Here is a 19,345-nt window from a genome sequence, read left to right on the forward strand (position 1 = left end):
ATGGTGTGTTACTTAATTCCTTACTTCAATTGCTTTGACGATTTGATTTTAACGTTACGCTCACTAGAAGGTGACTCAGCGGATGTGGTTATCGTTGATGATGGTAGTGAGGTTTCGTTAGCGTCTCAGATCGATATAAGTCAATTTAATCTTAAGATTCATGTGCTTGAGCTAGAAGCCAATCAGGGTATTGAAGGAGCATTGAATCGAGGATTGCAATTTATCGATCAGCAAGGCTATCGCTATATTGCTCGGATTGACTGTGGTGATTTATCCATGCCGGGGCGCATTGCGGCCCAAGTTGCGGCAATGGAAGCAGATGAAGAGATCGTACTGTGTGGCGGTTGGGCGGATTATGTGAATGAAGAGTATGAATTTCTGTTTACCAATAAAGTGCCCACTGATGATAGCAGCCTAAGAAAGCAGATGTTTTTAAACAATATGTTTATTCACCCTGCGGTAATGATACGCGCGGATGCGATTAAGCAGATTGGTGGTTACCCGACCAATCGTAAAGCTGCTGAAGATTACGCGGTGTTCTTTAAGTTAATGCAGTTGGGAAAGGTAAAAAACCTACCTCAATCTTTGATTCGTTATGTGGTGTCATCGGCGAGCATTTCTTCTCAAAAGCGTAATGAGCAGGTGAAGAACCGCATTATGGTCATTTGGGATAACAAAGCCTGCTCGCTGCATTTTGCTTATGGATTAATGCGCTCATGTTTGCTGTTGGCCATTCCTCGTACCGTGACGATGAAATTGCGCTCGTTATTAAGGTAGGTGAATGTGGATAAGTTATTAGTCGGTCTTTCCGTTTTGTTCGCCAATGTGAAAGCGCTTTTTTATAAAGTGGCCTATGCAGGGCGAGTTAGAGCCGAGTTGATTGTTGCATCGCCTTATTTCCCATCTGTGCGAGTGCGCAATGGCGGGATGATCACTTGTGCTCGGGTGAAGTTTCGTCGGCGTTGTTCCATTTTTGCCGATGGTGGAGTGGTGGACATTGGTCGCGGCACGTTTCTGAATAACGATTGCTCCATCAATAGTAATCAGTCGATTGTGATTGGAGAGAACACTTTGTTGGGGGAAGGGGTCAAAATTTATGACCATAACCACCGTGTTATTGATGGTGTGGTGAGCCATAGCGAGTTGGATTCGGCTCCTGTCAGTATCGGTAGTGAGTGTTGGATTGGCTCCAATGTGGTGATTTTACCCGGGGTTTCTATTTGCGATCGAACCATTATTGGAGCGGGTGCTGTGGTAACCAAGAGCATTACTGAGCCTGGTACCTACATTACTGAAAATATCCGTTTAAGGAAACTGAACTAAACATTCAATTCAAGGAGGGGCTTATGGTTAGAGATCCTAGAATTGATATATTTCGTGGTTTTTTGATATTGCTTGTTGTTCTGGGACATGTAAAAAATATCCCAATAGCTTTACATCACGCTATATATGCTTTTCATATGCCAGCTTTTTTTATCTTGGCTGGTTACTTATTTAATTACCATAAAGCTGGTGGTGTTTATGACAGCATCGTTAAAAAGTTTAATCGTTTAATTATACCAGCTTGGGTATTTGGTCTTATTTGTGGTTTGCCTTTTCTAGCGTTGACATTGTGGAAATTTAATGCTGATGCAGTCAATAATTTCTTAACGCGACTTTATGGTACTTTAACGGGTTATCCTTCATGGGATACCACGTTTAACTGTACACCACTATGGTTTTTATATGCGCTGTTTGTGATTGAAGCGATTGCCATTTTTTGCAAAAAACTCAGTGAACGAGTTTTTATTGCCACCTTAATGGGGCTGGGTATTGTCGGGGTGTTGATCAGCTATCAAACTGATGTGATTACGCCATTTAATGTCCTGATTGGTTTATCTTGTTTGGTCTACTTTGTTTTTGGTTTTTTCATCAAAAAAATCAGTGCTTCTGTACCCAAAGAACTTTTGTTTGTTGCTCCGTTGATGTACTGCGGTATTTGTTATTTTTTTGTTATTCAAACCAAAGGCGATGTAATTAGCTTGGCAGATAATAGCTTTGGTCCTGAGAATGATTTTGTGTGGAATATGTTGTTGTCATTAAGTGGAACCGGAGTCGCATTTGTTATTTCTTCTTTGCTTTCCAAAAATGAATTGTTATCAAAAGGGTTCTCTTGGTTAGGTGTTAATACCATTCCAATTATTGCCTTTGATTATTATGTTAACGATATTTTCGTGAAAGCTTTCGCTATAACAGGGATATCTGTTCTGCATGATTGGTGGTTTATATTCCCGCTTAAACTCGCCATTTTAATTGGCATTGTATGGTGTGTTACACGTATTTCTTGGTTGAATAATATTCAAAGTGGGAAGGTCCCCGCATTGAATAAAAAGCGAATGTCGGAGCAAATGTAGATAGCGTTATGAAAATAGTTCATGTTATAGAATCCTCAGCAACAGGCACCTTATCTATCGTGACGATGGCCGCTCAATATCAAGCGGATAAGCACGATGTGACCGTTATTTTCTCACGTCGCCCTGATACTCCACCGAATATTGCAACGCTCTTCCCAAGTAATGTGACTTTGGTGGAAGTGGGGATGAGCCCTAAGCATTTTCCTTTGTCTCTCTTCGCATTACGCCGTGAACTTAAGAAGATTCAGCCTGATGTTGTTCACTGTCATTCTTCATTTGGTGGCTTTGTCGGGCGTTTAAGTTCGGTGTTTATGCGTTGCAAAGTCTTCTACAGTCCGCACTGTATTTCCTTTATGCGTAAAGACATTAGCCCGCTGAAAAACGTTTTGTTCAAAGCGTTTGAGTCGGCAGCTTGCTTAAGACGGGCTACTTATATTGCTTGTTCGGAGAGTGAGCGCGTCGCGATTAAACAAGCATTGCCCTTTGTTGAGGTTTCCCTGTTGGAAAATGCGGTAGACCTGTCTGAATTTAAAACGTTGGCAAATCCATTCCATCCACAAGGTAAGAAAACCGTATTGACGGTGGGGGGCATTCGTCCTCAAAAAGGCTTTATTGAGTTTGCGAAGATTGCCCATGAGTGTAAGGAACTGAATTTGCGCTTTGTTTGGATTGGTGATGGCGCAGAGCAAGATAGGGCACTGTTGGAACAAGCTGGTGTCGAGGTGACCGGTTGGAAAAGTCGCCAAGAGGTGATTGCGCGGTTGAATGATGCCGACCTCTATTTATCAACTTCCCTTTGGGAGGGCATGCCTGTGTCGGTGATTGAAGCCAGTGCGGCGGGTCTTCCTCTATTACTCCGAGACTGCGCCGGCAATAGCGATATTGTTGCCGATAAGCGTGGCGGATGTCTATTTACCCAAACAGCAGAGGCAATTGAGTTATTAACTCAATTTGTTGCCGATCCAGAGCAGTTTCGTCACGCGACTCTCCCCGATAGAACGGCTGTATTTCAGCGTTTTTCTGTGGAGCGTTTTGCTCGCAATCTGGAAGAGATTTACCAAATCTAAACACTATTTATCGAGGCTTATATGTTTTTAATTGCAGGACCTTGTGTCATTGAATCAGAGCAACTTGTCATGGATGTTGCGGGCAAGATGAAAGAAATTACGTCAGAGTTGGGGATCGATTACATCTTTAAATCCAGCTTTGATAAAGCCAATCGCAGTTCTACGAGCAGCTACCGTGGCCCTGGTATCGAAAAAGGGCTGAGCATTCTTGCCAATGTGAAAAAAGAGTTTGGCTTGAGAGTGCTAACCGATGTTCATGAAGATACGCCAATTGATGAAGTGGCTTCTGTGGTGGATGTGCTGCAAACCCCGGCCTTTTTGGTGCGTCAAACCAACTTTATTCAGAAAGTGGCTGCAGCAGGCAAGCCTGTGAATATCAAGAAAGGTCAGTTTCAAGCTCCGTGGGATATGGAGCAGGTAGTGAAAAAATGCCATGAAGTTGGCAACAAAGATATTTGGCTATGTGACCGTGGTACATCGTTTGGTTACAACACCTTGATCTCTGATATGCGCGGTTTGTCTGTGATGCGTCAAACCGGATGCAAAGTGGTGTTTGATGCGACTCATTCGGTCCAGCAGCCGGGCGGTTTAGGTGCAACATCGGGTGGCCAACGTGAGATGGTGCCGGTATTGGCGCGTGCTGCGGTTGCGGTGGGTATTGATGGTTTGTTTATGGAAACGCACCCCAACCCAGAAGTGGCGTTGAGTGATGGCCCAAATATGTTGCCTCTCTCTGTGATGAAAGAGATGTTGGAGACGTTAGTCGAGCTAGACCAAGTGGTACACAAGCGTCCATATCTTGAAAGCAAGCTTTCATAATTTGGCGGCGCTCATGTGTAACAACAGAAAGTTAGGTGGATAAAATGGCATTTGAAAACGTAAAAATTGTGATTCCATCTCGTTATGGATCGTCCCGTTTACCGGGTAAGCCGTTAATGCCCTTGTGCCAAAAGCCCATGTTTTGGCATGTGGTCAATCAAGCAGTGACTGCCGGATTTTCAATCCAAGATATTGTGGTCGCAACCGATGATGAGCGCATTATGGAAGCCGCTCAACGCTATGTAATTCCCGCCGTGTTAACCGACGTTAACCACGCCAGTGGTACAGACCGGTTGTTTGAAGTGTGTCAAAAGTTAGGTTGGCGAGATGATACGTTAGTGATCAACGTGCAGGGGGATGAACCGATGATACCTCCTGCGCTTATTACCACATTGGCAAACTTTGCGACGCAGTCTCCCCAGTTTGATATTTGTACCGTGATGAGTCCGATTGCTTCCGTTGCTGACCTCCATAATCCCAATGTAGTCAAAGTGGCGGAGGGCGAACAGCAGCGCGCCGTTTATTTCTCGCGTTCACCTATTCCGTTTGATCGAGAGTCAAACGATTCGTTGAACCGTGCTTATCGGCATATTGGGATTTATGCGTACCGAGTTGAGTGTTTGCGTCAATTCTGTTCATTTCCTGAGTCATCGTTAGAGAAAATAGAAAAGCTAGAACAGCTGCGGGCATTGAGTAATGGAATGTCTGTTGGGGTTGTTCGTTATGACGATGCGCCTCCTCATGGGATTGATACCCAAGAGGATTATGACAATGTTAAACGAATAATGGAAAACAGCTAATGTCGATTTTAGATCAAGCAAAACAGGTTATTGATATTGAAATTGCAGGTTTAACCCAGATTTCTAATCAACTTGATGACCACTTTGAACAAGCCGTTAAGGCTATCCTGAATACTCATGGTCGCACCATCATTTGTGGTATGGGTAAGTCCGGTATTATTGGTAAAAAAATTGCCGCATCATTTGCTAGCACGGGCACGCCAAGCTTTTTTATGCACCCCGGAGAGGCGTTTCATGGTGACTTGGGCATGGTGCAACCTGAAGACGTATTTATTGCGATCTCAAATTCTGGTGAAACCGATGAAGTCTTAAAGTTGTTGCCGTTTCTTCGTGATAACGGCAACTACGTGATTGCCATTACCGGTAAGCCGAATTCCACGTTGGCGACTTCTGCGCATTGCCATCTTAATATTGCTGTGCCGCAGGAAGCATGTCCTTATCAGTTGGCACCCACCAGTTCAACAACAGCAACACTTGTGATGGGGGATGCGTTAACCATTACCCTGATGGAGTTAAGAGATTTTCAGCCAGAGAATTTTGCACGCTTTCACCCTGGAGGTAGCTTAGGACGCCGTTTATTAAGAAAAGTTCGTGATGAAATGGCAACCGATAGATTACCTGTTGTGAGGATGAACAGTGCCTTGCCAGAAATCATTGATGTGATCTCGCATGGCTGTTTAGGGTTGGCTGTGGTGGTCGATGAAGACAACAGAGTGAAAGGCATTGTGACTGATGGCGATTTACGCCGTTCAATGCAAAAGTATGGTCAAAATGCGTTTAGTGTGTGTGCGGAATCGATCTACAGTGAGAATCCGGTGTGCATTTCTCCAGAGACATCGATGGGTAAAGCGTTTGAATTGATGGAATCAAAACGCATTAGCGCTCTTTTGGTGTTGGATGACTCTAAGTTGGTTGGAGTTTTGAAAAAGTAAGGGTACTCGCCAGTGGGTATATTGACTGACATGGAATAGACAATTCCTAACATACTTTTTATCAATAAGTTATTGACTAATATATTTATGCGAGAGTTAGTATATATTTCTCTCGCATTTTTATGCCTATTATTATACTTAAAAGATATTAATTAAATCTTTGATAAATACAGGTTTAATAACATTTATTATGGGGTGAAGATCAAATCTGATTAAACGCTTGGATAGAATTGACATTAAATTGATATTTAAACAATAAGAGATCTTAATCTAAATTGTGTTTTCAATAAGATCGCATTATTTGGAATTTATTTGTTAAACACTTATCCTCCGTCCTTTAGGGAGAGCAAGGGTAATTATGTCTTTATTTATTTCTAGATAAAGATCTCAAAACGCAATTTGTGACAATTAATAGGTTATGCTATGGAACATGTAAATGTTGAGAGCGGTGGTTATGGAGTTAAATATTCGAGGTTGATTCCAGTTTTTAACTCTATGATATTAATCCTTTTTGATTTATTTGCCTTTATTGTTTCTGAAAATATTGCTTATGTTATTTCTGACAAAGGTTCGTGGTCCGGATTTTATTTATTAGGTGATGGCTATTCTTTAGGTAGTAACTACTGGCAAGGTACTGTCTTTTTCATTATCGCCTTTATGTCAATTTTTTGGTTTGGTGTTAACCGTCTTCATTATACTCGTCGAAAGCCATTCTGGGATGAGCTGAAGGATGTGATTAAAAATCTATTTATCCTATCTATTTTATCTCTAGCAATGAACTTGCTGTTAGTCTCCAATTATTCTGTTGAAATTTGGGCTATTTCTTGGGCTGTATTGTTTGTGTTGTTACCGCTATGCCGCAATAGCGCAAAGCTTATTTTGAACAAACTAGGCCTTTGGAGCGTACCATGTGTGATTATTGGTGAGCAGCAAAATGCCATTGAGGCGTACAAGGCGATTAGTAGCGATATGTCAACGGGTTACACCATTAAAGCTTTTGTTAACCCCTATGAGTCTTCTCAGTTGGATGTTCACCAAGAAAATAGTACGGATGTGCCATACATCAGTGAGACCGCATTTATTGGTAACTTAGATAAATACTATCGAGTGTTTATCGCGTTAGAAAAAGAAGATAACAAGACTCGAGATTACTGGGTAAGAAAGCTAGCATATTTGAATGTTTCAAATATATCGGTTATTCCTGCGATGCGTGGTATTCCGTTATATGGCGCTGATGTTTCGAACTTTTTTAGTTCTGAATTAATGATGTTAAGTGTGAAAAATAACTTATCTAAAACGTCGGCACGAATTTTAAAACGTTGCTTTGATATTGTAACTTCCGCTCTTTTACTTACTCTATTATCGCCGTTTTTCCTTTTTGTTGCTTTGATGGTAAAACGTGATGGTGGTTCCGCTACTTTTGGCCATGAAAGAATAGGTTTTAATGGTAAGCCTTTTAAATGTTTAAAATTCCGTACCATGGTAATGAATTCTCAAGAAGTATTGCAGGAACTGTTAGAAAATGACCCTCAAGCGCGCGCTGAATGGGATCGAGAATTTAAACTGAAAAATGACCCGCGTATAACCAAAATTGGTCATTTCTTACGTAAAACTAGTCTTGATGAATTACCACAGCTTTGGAATGTTTTAAAAGGTGAAATGAGCCTTGTGGGTCCTCGCCCAGTTATTGATGAAGAATTGAAACGCTATGGCGATGATGTTTTGTATTACAACTTAGTTAAACCGGGTATGTCAGGTTTATGGCAAGTAACAGGCCGTAGTGACACGGATTATACCACTCGTGTTTATTTAGATAGTTGGTACGTAAAAAACTGGTCTCTTTGGTACGATATTGTCATTTTATTTAAGACAGTCGGTGTTGTTGTTAGAGGAGATGGCGCTTATTAATTCAACAGAAAAAGGAATTTTAGTTAGTTATTAATATTGAACAGGCCTCCCTTAAATTAAAAATTTAGGAATTATTATGATTAAGAAATGTCTCTTCCCAGCAGCGGGTTACGGTACACGTTTTCTTCCAGCTACCAAATCGATGCCTAAAGAAATGATGCCGGTTGTGAATAAGCCTCTAATTGAGTACGGAGTGGATGAAGCCATTCACGCAGGTATGACAGATATGTGTATTGTAACGGGGCGCGGTAAGCACTCGATCATGGATCATTTCGATACTAACTATGAGCTAGAGCATCAGATCAACGGCACGGCAAAAGAAGCCTTGCTAGAGGATATTCGTGATGTGATGGATTCTGCGAGTTTTACTTATATTCGTCAGCGCGAGATGAAAGGCTTAGGTCATGCCATTCTTACTGGTAAAGCGTTAGTGGGTGATAACCCGTTTGCGGTGGTGTTAGCCGATGACCTCTGCGTTAACGAGGAAAAAGGCGTATTAGCGCAAATGACTGAACTGTACAATCAGTTCCGTTGTACGATCGTTGCTGTGCAAGAGGTGCCTGAATCCGAGACCCACAAATATGGTGTGATCTCCGGTGAGATGATCAAAGACAACATCTTCCGTGTTGATGACATGGTGGAGAAACCAGCTCAAGGCACTGCACCAAGTAATATGGCGATTATTGGTCGTTACATTATGACTCCAGATATCTTTGATTTAATTGAACAAACTGAACCAGGTAAAGGCGGCGAAATTCAGATCACCGACGCGCTACTTAAACAAGCGCAAACAGGCTGTGTTCTCGCGTACAAATTTGAAGGTAAGCGTTTCGATTGCGGTAGTGTTGAAGGCTACATTGAAGCAACGAACTACTGCTATGAAAATGTTTATCATAAAGCGGCGCCTAAAAAGGCCGAGCCTGCGGTAGTTAAAGTGGCTACCCCAGAAGTTGAAATGGCTTAATCTGGACGTTGGTATAAGAGTAAAGATATAAGAGTAAAAAGGAGCTGCGGCTCCTTTTTCTTTTGCTCGCTTCGCAGTGATGATGATGGTCATAACATTGGCCATTGTTTTGAACCTCGTCGAAATCCCTCCTCCTTTTTGCACTGTTTGTAAGTGATTTATTTGGGTCACTCGCAAACAGCCGTCAGCAAGATGTTCTCTAGCGCTTGGTTATTGAGTAATAGCCCTCTCACAATCAAAAGGAGAGCCGTGATGCTATTTATTACCAACCGCATACCTGTTCAATCGGCACGTTCCAAAGCGGGGCGCGCGATTCGGTTTGATTATCAGAATACCGATGTGTCGAAATGGCTCTACTTTTGTGAGCGACGCGGTGAACAAGACTATACAGAAATCCTTTCAGCCCCGTTTTTTGATCGGCTAAAAGCCTTACCGGCCCATACTCAGCTACTCTTTTATATTCATGGCTTTAACAACAATATGGAGCCACATGTGTTTCATAATGCCCAGCAGCTAGAGAACTTAATTAACCGCGATACTCCCGATTTAGTGAAGGTGATTCCTTTGATTTGGCCGTGTGACGATGATTCGGTGGTCAGGATTGTGGATGATTATTGGGACGATCAAAAAGCCGCAGATTTTAGTGCAATTGCGTTTAGTCGATTGTTGGATAAGTTTGATCAGTGGCGCCGCGCACCTGCGCAACAAACGGTGCCTTGCTTAAAGCGGATGAATTTATTGGCTCATTCGATGGGTAACCGAGTGTTAGTCAATACGCTTCATTATTGGGTCGATGGGAATGGTTACGATGGTGTGCCTTTGCTGTTTCGCAATGTGTTTATGGTGGCGCCCGATGTAGAAAATTCTGTATTAGAGCCGAAGAAACGCGGTCGGCATGTGTTGGATAGCTGTAAGAACACCTTGGTCTATTATGCGAGTGATGATTACGCCATGCCAGCGTCGAAAATTGCCAATTTGCGACACCGAATGTTGAGCCGTCGGTTGGGGATGACCGGCCCTGCTAATCCTCATTTGCTGCCGAGCAATCGGGTTTTTAGTTTCGACTGTGATAGTTTCAATAATCGGTTTGATTATCCGACTGGCCACTCCTATTTTCTTAATGACGCCGACGGCAACATTAGCCCCATTATTTCTCACATGGCGCAATCCATTCAGTTCGGGTGTGTACCTGAAACATGGGATCCCACGTTAGTGAGTGCTTAGTTCGGTTGGAGGTTAGGTTATGATTTCTCATACTGTCAAACATCATGGTGGTCATCATACGGTGACAGGTTCCTGCCACGAACTGCGCTGGGGCGATACCAGTATTCTGATTGATTGTGGTTTGTTTCAAGGTAGCGATAAAACGGCGCAAGAACCTACGATTGATTTCGCATTAGATGATATTTGTGGGTTAGTACTTACTCACTCGCACATCGACCATGTAGGGCGTTTACCTTGGTTAGTGGCCGCTGGGTTTAATCATCCAATTTATTGCACTCCGGCAACTGCTGAATTGGTGCCTTTGATGCTGGAAGATGGACTCAAGTTGCAGTTGGGTATGAGTCATAGTCAGGCGCATAAGGTGATTGATGCGATTACGGCGCTGATGATTCCAATGGAATATGGCCATTGGTACACCATTGATTGGTTTGCGGATTCGGCTTCTTGGCTAACGAAATCGGCTGAACCGACGGTAGATATTCGCTTTAACCCCGCAGGGCATATTTTAGGCTCGGCCTTTGTGGAGTTTCGGTTACCGAATGAAGAAATCGTGGTGTTTTCTGGTGATTTGGGGCCGAGTAATACGCCACTGTTGCCCGATCCTATCTCTCCCCCTCACGCAGATTATCTCTACATCGAAACCACGTATGGTGATAAATGCCATGAGAGTGTTGAAGACCGTGCGAATCGCTTGAAAGCGATTATTGATCGTTCGTTAAGTGATGGCGGCGTTATTTTGATTCCGGCTTTTAGCGTGGGAAGAACGCAGGAGTTGTTGTTTGATATTGAGCGATTGATACACGAACGAGAGATCGCTAGTGATTTGCCCATTGTTCTTGATTCACCCATGGCCAGCCGAGTGACGGAGTCGTACCGTCGCTTTAAAGCGTTGTGGGGTAAAGAGGCTAAACAGCGTTTGGCGCAGCATCGTCATCCGCTCGCTTTTGAGCAGTGTATTAAGATTGCGGATTTTCGTGGTCATCAGAAGTTGGTGAATCGTCTGGCATCAACAGGAGAGCCGGCGATTGTTGTGGCGGCATCTGGCATGTGTGAAGGCGGCCGTATTGTTGATTATCTTCGCCATCTATTACCCGACCCAAGAACGGATGTGATTTTTGCTGGCTACCAAGCGCAAGGCACGTTAGGCGACGCTATTTTACGTGGTGAGTCGCATGTGTTGGTTGATGGAGAACTGGTCCCCGTGAATGCTCATATCCATGCGATGTCGGGTTATTCAGCCCACGCCGATAAAGCGGATTTACTGCGTTTTATTGAAGGCATTCCTACCGCACCCAAAGAGATTCACTTGATTCACGGCGAACCTCATACGCAAGATGAATTTGCCCAACAGCTACGGCGGTTAGGCTATCAAGTAAGTTAGTAGGTAGTCGCCATTGAATTCTCGTGATCGCACCGAGTTGCGAAAGGCGTTACGTCAACATCAGACTGAACCGGAAATTAAGCTTTGGTATTGTCTGCGGCGAAAGCAATTAGGCGTTAAGTTTCGACGCCAGCATAGCATCGGCCGATACATTGTGGATTTTTATTGCTCAGAACAAAAACTGGTTATCGAGCTGGATGGCGATAGCCATTTTTCCGACGCGGCAATAAATTACGATCATCAGCGAGATCAATTTATCCGCAACCAAGGCATGCAGGTTCTCCGCTTCACCAATCTCGAGGTAATGGAGAACATCGAAGGTGTCCTATTTATGATCCAACAAGCTTTGAATATTCAACCCGAATAGATCTAGTTTGCCGTGATCTGGAGATTTTCTGTATCCAAAACACCACGAAACCCACGGTTCGAGCACAATTAGCCGCCGCGAACTCGATCAGCCCCTCCTTCTTTAGATGGAGGGATGGGGAGGGAGCTAGCACGCGCCGAAGCTACTGCATTCGCGTTGTTTTTAGTTTTTTATTTTATATTTAGTAAAAATCAAACAAACCAAGTGTAAGTTCAATTTTTTGTATTTATTTGTATTAAATTCAGTGTCTTATGGATTTAATCTTTGGCTCCTGCGTATGATCCCCCCTCTAACTCCCCCCTTAAAACCAAGGGGGGAGGACCGGATCGAGTTCGTTGTGATTTTGGTGATTGCCGTCATGTTCAAGAACCGGATTGATTTGTAGCAATTGCTTGAAATTAAGCCAATTCTGATAGCGGATGTGGTTACAGTTTCAAGCATCACTGAATCCACAGCTCAAGCGCATTGGCCAAAGCGATCTCGATCTGGCCCCCTCCTTCTTTAGAGGGAGGGCTGGGGAGGGAGCTAGCGCGCGCCGAAGTTACTGTATTTTTTACCCCGTAAACACGATGCGGACATTCTTTTTCAGTCCGTTCGGGAGTGAGTCATGATTGACGATTAATCTCACCATGCTTGTTTGGATGTAGGTAATGATGCCAGCAGATATGTAGGTAATTAGATATTTCTCCAGATACCCATTATCTGGTAGTAGCGTGATAAACACGATGTGCCATAGATAAACCCAGATTGAGTTTTGGGCGATAAAGAAGACAGCGTTAGATATCTTCACCGCTTCAAGTGCAGCAACGATTTTGTCGCTAATCGACCATAAGATGATGAATGCGATAATGGAGTAAGAGAAATAGTAAAAAGAGGGCGGGTATTTGTAATCTTGGGTCGATATTGAGCTATCAGTAAAACTGAACAGATACCAGCGAGTGAGAATAAACGTTGCTGCCGCGATGACCAGAGTCCCTATCAGCTCCGTTTTCTTTAATTGATAGATACGTAGGCCGAACGCAAAAATTAAAGAGTAGGCCAGTACATAGTGACTGACTAGAGAGAGTAAACGTAACTTATCGCCTTGTATGTAAGGTAACGAATAGTAACGGAATAATTCATAAGCGATAGCAAGTATTGCTAGGGTAAGAAGAAATCGAACGTTGCTCCTTTCCTTTTGATTCCACCAGTACAAAAGTGGTGATACCAAAGCAACGAGGATGAAGACACGAATGATCCACACGTAGCCGATGCCATCGTATAGCAAATAGGATTTAACTATGGTTTCCAAATTAAGGGTTAATGTGCCGGGGAATACATAGGTCATCAGTAAAAAGAACATCGACAGAAATGCCCATACAGGCAGCACTAACCGCTTAAATCTTTTCCAAACATAGATGGTGAATTTTTCACTGTTTTTGAAACTAATCGCAAATGAAATGCCAGAGATGATGACCATAAGCGGCACGTCGAAGTTGCGAATTTGCATGATGACATCAGGAGGAGTGACATGAGCCAAAATAATCATGGACAGGCCAATGAACCTTAACAGATCAATTCTTTTGTCTCTCATTTTTTAACCTTATCAATATGAAGAAGCCTGGTAAGGCTATCACTCAAGATTTTTAGGACATCGAATTAGGGTGATTTTTTTGTTAACAATTTATCTATGGGGATCAGATCTCAAAATCGACATCAGGTTGTGTAACCCTCAGATTTGTTTGGAATGAATGTGACGTTTGCTGGCTAAGATATGGCGATCGATAGCTGGTTAAATGAACGAACATTACCACCATTATTACCAATAAAAACTAGAATGGTATCGGCTGTTCTTGGGTAATTAGTTCCTAATAAGAAATAGTTTGTATCCGAATAATTTCTTGAAGTGTGTCACATTTAGGGCTAAAAATGACATTCTATAAATAGGAATAAAAACAGCTCAACGGATATACATCTAATCTGCTCGAACTTATGTTTTACTTTGACAAAGTTATTGAGCGGGGTTCTCTATCCTGTCTTATACTCCTGATGCTTGATGACCAAAAAATAGTCAATAGGCTGTTGCCAAGCGATGAAGGAAGTGATTCCTCAAGACAGAAATCCACAGTACTCAACCGTATGTCGTCTTCCTTCGTCTCCTTTCTTTGGAGTCGTCTCTTTGAAGTCGAAGTGTGTTGCTGAGTGTGGAACGTATAAACCAGCGGCTGTCGTCCATTATCAATCAACAATATTTCATCCACCTTCGTTGGCGTAAAGCAAGAATGATGGATGCTTTGAAGGGATCAACAATGCAGGATTATGTCCAATATGTTTGAAGAAGTTGCATTAGGGGGCTTACTTTTTAGTCCACTCGTCTTATTTGCACCGTTGGCCTTTGTTCTTTCTTGGATAACGCGGGTTATTTTGTACAAAACAGGGCTTTACGCCAAAATTTGGCGAGCAGCTTGGTTCGAAGTCGGGCTGTATGTTTGTTATCTCGCTTTAGTCGTATATTTACTCGGGAGCTAATCATCATTATGGCAAAAACAGTTCGAATCTCTCTAACCTTAGTGGTTGTGGTGATTGCTTTTCTCGCTGGACATTGGGTCTGGCAACATTATCTATATTCTCCTTGGACTCGCGATGGGCGCGTCCGTGCTGATGTCATCACTATTGCCCCAGACGTTTCTGGGTGGGTCACTCATCTTAATGTTAGCGATAACCAAGACGTGAAAAAAGGCGATGTACTGTTTACGGTGGATGATACGCGTTACAAAGCATCGATTGCCGAATTAGAGGCGCAAGTTGAAAGTAATCAGTATTCACTTGAATTAGCTAAACATCAGTATGAACGCCGTAAGGCTCTGAGTAAAAACGGTAAGCTAGTTAGTGATGAAACGGCGGAAAGTGCTCGTATTCAAACTAAGCTTGCGGAAGCTGCGTTAGATTTAAGCCTCGCTAAATTGAATACAGCAAAAATAAACCTTGATCGTTCGGTAATTAAAGCACCTGCTGATGGCAGCATGATTAACTTAACGTTGCGTGAAGGCAATTATGTCAGCCAAGGTAAGTCGGTTTTATCGCTAGTGAAAAAAGATTCGTTATACGTTACTGGTTATTTTGAAGAAACAAAGTTACCGCTCATTCATGAGGGACAAAAAGCAACGATTACCTTGATGAGTGGCGGCAAACCATTGATGGGGACGGTAACGAGTATTGGTAAAGCCATCGCTGATTCTAATACCAATGGCAACACTCAATTGTTGCCTCAAGTTCAGCAAACCTTTAACTGGGTTCGCTTAGCACAGCGTATTCCTGTGGATATTCGTTTGGATGACATTCCAGAGGATGTTCATTTAAGTGCAGGGATGACGGTGTCGATTTATCTGCAAGATGACGCAGTGCCAGCGCTATGAAGCTTCTGTTTAACAGCATTTTCTTTCCTTCCAATCAGGCGGTGAAATTTGCATTGAAGGGAGTATTGGCGATGGCCGTCTCTCTTTATATTGCGATGTTTTTCAATTTAGACCGTCCTTATTGGGCGCTTATAGGGGCGATATTCTTACAGATTCGCCCTGAAAGTGGCCTAGTGATTGAAAAAGGGTTGTGCCAAATTATTGGGACTATTGCAGGTGGGTTATTTGCGATTTTTGTGTTGGAGTTTTTTGCTCCATATCCAGAAATTGCGATTGGTCTTCTCGCATTGTGGCTTGGGGTGAACGCTGCGCTTTCTGCGTTGGTGCGTCAAGTTAACCTTATTTATGCTTTTGCTATGGCAGGTATGACCGCTTGTTTGATTGTTCTGTTGGTGATGATCCAACCGGCAACGGCAAGTAGCCAAACTATCTTTCAGGTTGCTCAAGCTCGTGTCAGTGAGATTATTGTTGGGGTGATTTGTGCGGCACTGATTAGTACGTTGATCTGGCCTGTTCGGGTACGCGACGGACTAAAAATGCACGCGCGAAGTGTTATCAATCAGTCTCTCCACTATTTTACTCTTGAGCTTAATCCTGATGGCTCGCACGAAGAACGGCACAAATCGATCGATAGTATTTTGGAATCGCTTACTGCATTGAGTGACGATTCTAGTGCGGTTGCCTATGAAGGCCCTAATGGCCCAGGGCAAAGTCGAGCATCTAACTTGTTGACCAACAAAACACTCTCCTTGTTAGCACTCATCCAGATTTTTGGGCGTTTACAACGTAAACACACTGAGTTGGTGTCTGAGAATTTGCAGAATTTGCTCAATGAAATGCGTGATACCTTTGATGCTATGGAGCAGTCCCAAGATTATCGCGAGTGCTATGAGATGGCGCAAAAGTTGCGCCGTAAGCAAATTTATGCGGTCAATAACACCGTAAAAGAGACGGCGTTTGAGGCGCGAATGCATAAAATTGCCCTCGAACTCAGTGCGGAATTGATCATGGTATTGAAAGGGTACAATGCGCTATTAGAGGATCAATCGGTGTTGCTTAATGCTCCGCGAATTGTGTCTCACCGTGACTTTTTGGTGGGGTTAACAACGGGTTTGCGCAGTATGGTGATGTTTTTGGTCGGAGCGGGGTTGTGGATTGGCACTGGGGCGACGGCGGTATTGATGATGATGATTTTGCCCGTGGTCTTTTCCATTATGATGGCCCGTTTGCCGATGATGATTTTGACCATAGTGTTAAGGCGAATTTTGGTCGGCGTTGTGTTGGTTTTACCTGTCACTATCTTTATCGTAGTGCCGCTTTTGGCACAAAGTAGTGGTGACTTTGAGTTGTTGGTACTGGTGCTGGCTTTACCTTATTTTGTCGGTTTACTTGCTTTAGCGAACAGGCCAACTTTGCCTTATGGGCTGGGGATCAGTATTCCTTTCACTATCTTTGTAATGCCTAGTAGCAATATGAGCCGAGCGTTTGCCATTGATTCCACTGTGAGTAATGCAATGGCGATCTTTGTGGGGGTCACTTTGCTGTATTGGCTGTTTAAGTTAATTACCGGTCCAAGCTTGTCATTGATGATGGGAAGTTTGATTCGCAACACTTACCGCGACTTGATTGATGTTCCTCATAAAAAGGCGGGAGAGAGCTGGTTTAATGCGCGTATGGGTGACCGTTTGTTGCGTATCTCGACTTACGAGAAAGGGATGAGTCAACATCGCGATCTCACCGACTTGGCATTGACCGCACTAAACCTAGGGCATGTTTCGTTGCGTTTACGTAAGGTCATTCAAAGCAGTTGCGGTTCAGCGTTAGACGATGAGCTTGACCGCTGGCAAGTCGCATTGGCCGATGCTTTTATGCATTGCTATCGTGGCCAAGGTACTTCTTCTTATACTGATGCCTGCCATCACTTACTAAGTCAGTTACCTAAGGATCAGATTCCGACTGATAAGTATGAATTGATTCGCGGTAGTTTTGAAAGAATGTCCCTCACCTTTGAACGCACCTCAGCCACGATTGCTGAAAATCGTGCCCTAGCAAAAGCTCAAACGGCTTAGCTTCACTAATCACATAGATCGAGTGAGCTGTGGTTTTGTATTTACTACATACAAAAACACCACAGAACTTACGGTTCGAGCGCAATTAGCCGCCGCGAACGCGATCTGGCCCCCTCCTTCTTTAGAGGGAGGGCTGGGGAGGGAGCCAGCGCGCGCTGAAGTTACTGTATTTGTGATATTTTATAGTTTTTTGAATTGTATTTAGTAAAAGCCAAATAAAGCGCTTGTAAGAAAAGCTATTACAGCTAATTTTTATTTAATTCAGTGTGTTATGAAGATTATATTTAACTCCTGCGCATGATCCCCCCTCTAACTCCCCCCTTAAAACCAAGGGGGGAGGACCAGATCGAGTACGCTGCGATTTTGGTGCTTACCGCATGCCCGAGGACAGGATCGAGTTCGCTGTGGTTTTGGTGCTCACCGCATGCCGAGGACCAGATCGAGTTCGTTGTGATTTTGGTGCTTACCGCATGCCCGAGAACCAGATCGAGCACGCTGTGATTTTGGTGCTCACCGTACGCCCGAGGACCAGATCGAGTTTGCTGTGATTTGGGTATTTCCCGTATCCAAAACACCACAGAACCCACGGCTCGAGCGCATTTTCCGCAGCGAACGCGATCTGGCCCCCTCCTTCTTTAGAGGGAGGGCTGGGGAGGGAGTTAGCGCGCGCTGAAGTCGATGTGTTTGTGGTATTTTATAGTTTTTTGAATTGTATTTAGTAAAAGCCAAATAAAATACTTATAAGTAAAAGTATTATTGTTAATTGTTATTTAATTCAGTGTGTTATGAGGATAATCTTTAACTCCTGCGCATGATCCCCCCTCTAACTCCCCCCTTAAAACCAAGGGGGGAGGACCGGATCGAGCACGCTGCGATTTTGGTGCTTGCCATGATATTTATGTGCAGGTTTTAGAGCTTTTGGGTTGCTATGTTCCTGAAGCTATTTAAGCGTCTGGGGCTGTTTTAAATACAAAAAAAGCAGCCCGAAGGCTGCGTTCACTATGTAATATTCTATTGGGTAATTAAACGATATTCGGATTTAGTGAGAATCGCGTCTTCCAAAGGACCAATACCCTGTAAAGCGCTGTAGCCAAAGAAGTTTGGCTTAAAGCCTGCGCGCACGGCTTCTAAATCTTTTTGGCTGTCGCGACCAAAGGTTTGGTCATCTGATAGGCGATTAAGTAGAGTGCGATGGGTTTCATCTAGCGCGGTATCAAACTCGGTGTAACCTGCAACAGAAGAGTATAGATTGCTAAATTCGCCAGTGGCGTTTTCTTCCAAATAGTACGTGACCATGCGTGACATGGTTGAACGGAAGTCTTGTACACTTTCTTGTTGGCTAAACGTTGTGTTTAATAGGTCTGAGCCACCTGCGTGTTGGGCGGTATTAGGAATAAACCCTTCTGAAGGGAACACGAGGTAGGCCATTAGGGCATCATTTTTAGTGACAGCAGATAGAATGAACTTATCATCGCGGTAGTATTTGATGACATCACCACTGTACGAATGTTTGATGTAGACCGGAGCACCAAATGTTTCCTCTAAGATGCTATCTGATGCGCGAATATAAATTTTATTCAGTTTTTCTTGTGACGGTATGGTTGTGAATTGTGACAATCCAAAATCATAGAGTTTTTCGACGGCATCGGATGAATCATTAAAATTACCGAGAGCGATGATAACTAATGAACATAGGGTAATGATGGCTGCTACCCTTTGTCCGACGTTAAATTTTACTCCGCCAACTTCAACTTCTCTTTTTTCTTTTGGTGGATTATTTTCCGTAGTCATTATTTTTTGATCTCATCAATTGTATCTGATAGTGCTTCTTTGCCGTTTTCGATGGTGTCATTAACCTGCTCTTGGATAGATTCCATTCGGTCATTACCGACCACACCGGTGATCTCATCTTTGTATTGCACGCCAATATAGATACCAATAACGATAAGAATCAGAGCGATATATTTAAACATAACGTGCTTCCTGTTTGTTAAAGCAGAGGCCTTGTGACCTCTGCTGGTGGGAG

The 19,345-nt window shown here is 43.3% G+C and carries 18 protein-coding genes; 15 read left to right on the forward strand and 3 right to left on the reverse strand.

What is annotated here, in order from left to right; translation table 11 throughout:
- The 12 genes from JCM16456_RS00885 (at position 1) to JCM16456_RS00940 (ending at position 11,855) form a co-directional block, all read left to right on the forward strand.
- Positions 1–777 (forward strand): glycosyltransferase, encoded by a 777-nt coding sequence (locus JCM16456_RS00885; protein ID WP_068711573.1) that lies wholly within the window; start codon positions 1–3, stop codon positions 775–777.
- Between the two features lie 6 nt (positions 778–783).
- The gene (locus tag JCM16456_RS24305) at positions 784–1,323 is read left to right on the forward strand and encodes an acyltransferase (RefSeq protein ID WP_068711575.1); all 540 of its coding nucleotides are present in this window, start codon (positions 784–786) and stop codon (positions 1,321–1,323) included.
- A gap of 23 nt (positions 1,324–1,346) precedes the next feature.
- Positions 1,347–2,393 (forward strand): acyltransferase family protein, encoded by a 1,047-nt coding sequence (locus JCM16456_RS00895; protein ID WP_068711576.1) that lies wholly within the window; start codon positions 1,347–1,349, stop codon positions 2,391–2,393.
- A gap of 8 nt (positions 2,394–2,401) precedes the next feature.
- Positions 2,402–3,460, forward strand: a complete 1,059-nt coding sequence (locus JCM16456_RS00900) for a glycosyltransferase (RefSeq protein WP_082712199.1) — start codon at positions 2,402–2,404, stop codon at positions 3,458–3,460.
- 21 nt (positions 3,461–3,481) lie between these two features.
- Positions 3,482–4,279 carry a 3-deoxy-8-phosphooctulonate synthase gene (kdsA, locus tag JCM16456_RS00905; RefSeq protein ID WP_068711580.1) on the forward strand — a complete coding sequence of 266 codons (798 nt, stop codon included), beginning with the start codon at positions 3,482–3,484 and terminating at the stop codon, positions 4,277–4,279.
- Between the two features lie 44 nt (positions 4,280–4,323).
- Positions 4,324–5,079 carry a 3-deoxy-manno-octulosonate cytidylyltransferase gene (gene kdsB, locus JCM16456_RS00910; protein WP_068711581.1) on the forward strand — a complete coding sequence of 252 codons (756 nt, stop codon included), beginning with the start codon at positions 4,324–4,326 and terminating at the stop codon, positions 5,077–5,079.
- Entirely contained in the window at positions 5,079–6,011 is a 933-nt protein-coding gene (locus JCM16456_RS00915; protein WP_068711583.1) for a KpsF/GutQ family sugar-phosphate isomerase, read from the forward strand. The genes kdsB and JCM16456_RS00915 overlap by 1 nt, the downstream gene beginning before the upstream one ends.
- A 423-nt stretch (positions 6,012–6,434) precedes the next feature.
- Entirely contained in the window at positions 6,435–7,919 is a 1,485-nt protein-coding gene (gene wbaP / locus JCM16456_RS00920) for an undecaprenyl-phosphate galactose phosphotransferase WbaP (protein ID WP_068711585.1), read from the forward strand.
- A gap of 76 nt (positions 7,920–7,995) precedes the next feature.
- Positions 7,996–8,883, forward strand: coding sequence for a UTP--glucose-1-phosphate uridylyltransferase GalU (gene galU / locus JCM16456_RS00925; RefSeq protein WP_068711587.1), 888 nt, complete (start codon positions 7,996–7,998; stop codon positions 8,881–8,883).
- Between the two features lie 252 nt (positions 8,884–9,135).
- Entirely contained in the window at positions 9,136–10,107 is a 972-nt protein-coding gene (locus JCM16456_RS00930) for an alpha/beta hydrolase (RefSeq protein WP_068711589.1), read from the forward strand.
- A 19-nt stretch (positions 10,108–10,126) separates the two neighbouring features.
- Positions 10,127–11,488 (forward strand): MBL fold metallo-hydrolase RNA specificity domain-containing protein, encoded by a 1,362-nt coding sequence (locus JCM16456_RS00935; RefSeq protein WP_068711591.1) that lies wholly within the window; start codon positions 10,127–10,129, stop codon positions 11,486–11,488.
- Positions 11,489–11,501: 13 nt separating this feature from the next.
- Positions 11,502–11,855 (forward strand): endonuclease domain-containing protein, encoded by a 354-nt coding sequence (locus JCM16456_RS00940; RefSeq protein WP_068711593.1) that lies wholly within the window; start codon positions 11,502–11,504, stop codon positions 11,853–11,855.
- Between the two features lie 553 nt (positions 11,856–12,408).
- Here JCM16456_RS00940 and JCM16456_RS00945 read toward each other — a convergent pair.
- Positions 12,409–13,428: an acyltransferase family protein gene (locus tag JCM16456_RS00945; protein WP_068711595.1), complete on the reverse strand. Its 1,020-nt coding sequence runs from the start codon at positions 13,426–13,428 to the stop codon at positions 12,409–12,411.
- 734 nt (positions 13,429–14,162) lie between these two features.
- Here JCM16456_RS00945 and JCM16456_RS00950 point away from each other — a divergent pair.
- Genes JCM16456_RS00950 through JCM16456_RS00960 form a run of 3 tightly spaced genes read left to right on the forward strand, consistent with a single transcriptional unit; the run spans position 14,163 to position 17,319 of the window.
- Entirely contained in the window at positions 14,163–14,363 is a 201-nt protein-coding gene (locus tag JCM16456_RS00950) for a DUF1656 domain-containing protein (RefSeq protein WP_068711597.1), read from the forward strand.
- An 8-nt stretch (positions 14,364–14,371) separates the two neighbouring features.
- Positions 14,372–15,250, forward strand: a complete 879-nt coding sequence (locus JCM16456_RS00955) for an efflux RND transporter periplasmic adaptor subunit (RefSeq protein WP_068711599.1) — start codon at positions 14,372–14,374, stop codon at positions 15,248–15,250.
- Positions 15,247–17,319: an FUSC family protein gene (locus JCM16456_RS00960; RefSeq protein WP_068711601.1), complete on the forward strand. Its 2,073-nt coding sequence runs from the start codon at positions 15,247–15,249 to the stop codon at positions 17,317–17,319. Before JCM16456_RS00955 ends, JCM16456_RS00960 begins: the two co-directional genes overlap by 4 nt.
- 1,011 nt (positions 17,320–18,330) lie before the next feature.
- Here the strand turns inward: JCM16456_RS00960 and JCM16456_RS00965 are convergent.
- Complete coding sequence (locus JCM16456_RS00965) at positions 18,331–19,110, reverse strand: ETEC_3214 domain-containing protein (protein WP_068711603.1); 780 nt, start codon at positions 19,108–19,110, stop codon at positions 18,331–18,333.
- The gene (locus tag JCM16456_RS00970) at positions 19,110–19,292 is read right to left on the reverse strand and encodes a hypothetical protein (RefSeq protein ID WP_068711604.1); all 183 of its coding nucleotides are present in this window, start codon (positions 19,290–19,292) and stop codon (positions 19,110–19,112) included. Before JCM16456_RS00970 ends, JCM16456_RS00965 begins: the two co-directional genes overlap by 1 nt.
- Between the last annotated feature and the right edge of the window lie 53 nt (positions 19,293–19,345).

The organism is Vibrio tritonius (genome assembly GCF_001547935.1).
In the GTDB taxonomy this organism is placed as follows: domain Bacteria; phylum Pseudomonadota; class Gammaproteobacteria; order Enterobacterales; family Vibrionaceae; genus Vibrio; species Vibrio tritonius.

Bases quoted from the DNA above. Each gene is read 5' to 3' on its own strand.
- JCM16456_RS00885 (WP_068711573.1), top strand. From the start codon at position 1: ATGGTGTGTTACTTAATTCCTTACTTCAATTGCTTTGACGATTTGATT.
- JCM16456_RS00895 (WP_068711576.1), top strand. From the start codon at position 1,347: ATGGTTAGAGATCCTAGAATTGATATATTTCGTGGTTTTTTGATATTG.
- JCM16456_RS00900 (WP_082712199.1), top strand. From the start codon at position 2,402: ATGAAAATAGTTCATGTTATAGAATCCTCAGCAACAGGCACCTTATCT.
- kdsA (WP_068711580.1), top strand. From the start codon at position 3,482: ATGTTTTTAATTGCAGGACCTTGTGTCATTGAATCAGAGCAACTTGTC.
- kdsB (WP_068711581.1), top strand. From the start codon at position 4,324: ATGGCATTTGAAAACGTAAAAATTGTGATTCCATCTCGTTATGGATCG.
- JCM16456_RS00915 (WP_068711583.1), top strand. From the start codon at position 5,079: ATGTCGATTTTAGATCAAGCAAAACAGGTTATTGATATTGAAATTGCA.
- wbaP (WP_068711585.1), top strand. From the start codon at position 6,435: ATGGAACATGTAAATGTTGAGAGCGGTGGTTATGGAGTTAAATATTCG.
- galU (WP_068711587.1), top strand. From the start codon at position 7,996: ATGATTAAGAAATGTCTCTTCCCAGCAGCGGGTTACGGTACACGTTTT.
- JCM16456_RS00930 (WP_068711589.1), top strand. From the start codon at position 9,136: ATGCTATTTATTACCAACCGCATACCTGTTCAATCGGCACGTTCCAAA.
- JCM16456_RS00935 (WP_068711591.1), top strand. From the start codon at position 10,127: ATGATTTCTCATACTGTCAAACATCATGGTGGTCATCATACGGTGACA.
- JCM16456_RS00945 (WP_068711595.1), bottom strand. From the start codon at position 13,428: ATGAGAGACAAAAGAATTGATCTGTTAAGGTTCATTGGCCTGTCCATG.
- JCM16456_RS00950 (WP_068711597.1), top strand. From the start codon at position 14,163: ATGTTTGAAGAAGTTGCATTAGGGGGCTTACTTTTTAGTCCACTCGTC.
- JCM16456_RS00955 (WP_068711599.1), top strand. From the start codon at position 14,372: ATGGCAAAAACAGTTCGAATCTCTCTAACCTTAGTGGTTGTGGTGATT.
- JCM16456_RS00960 (WP_068711601.1), top strand. From the start codon at position 15,247: ATGAAGCTTCTGTTTAACAGCATTTTCTTTCCTTCCAATCAGGCGGTG.
- JCM16456_RS00965 (WP_068711603.1), bottom strand. From the start codon at position 19,110: ATGACTACGGAAAATAATCCACCAAAAGAAAAAAGAGAAGTTGAAGTT.
- JCM16456_RS00970 (WP_068711604.1), bottom strand. From the start codon at position 19,292: ATGTTTAAATATATCGCTCTGATTCTTATCGTTATTGGTATCTATATT.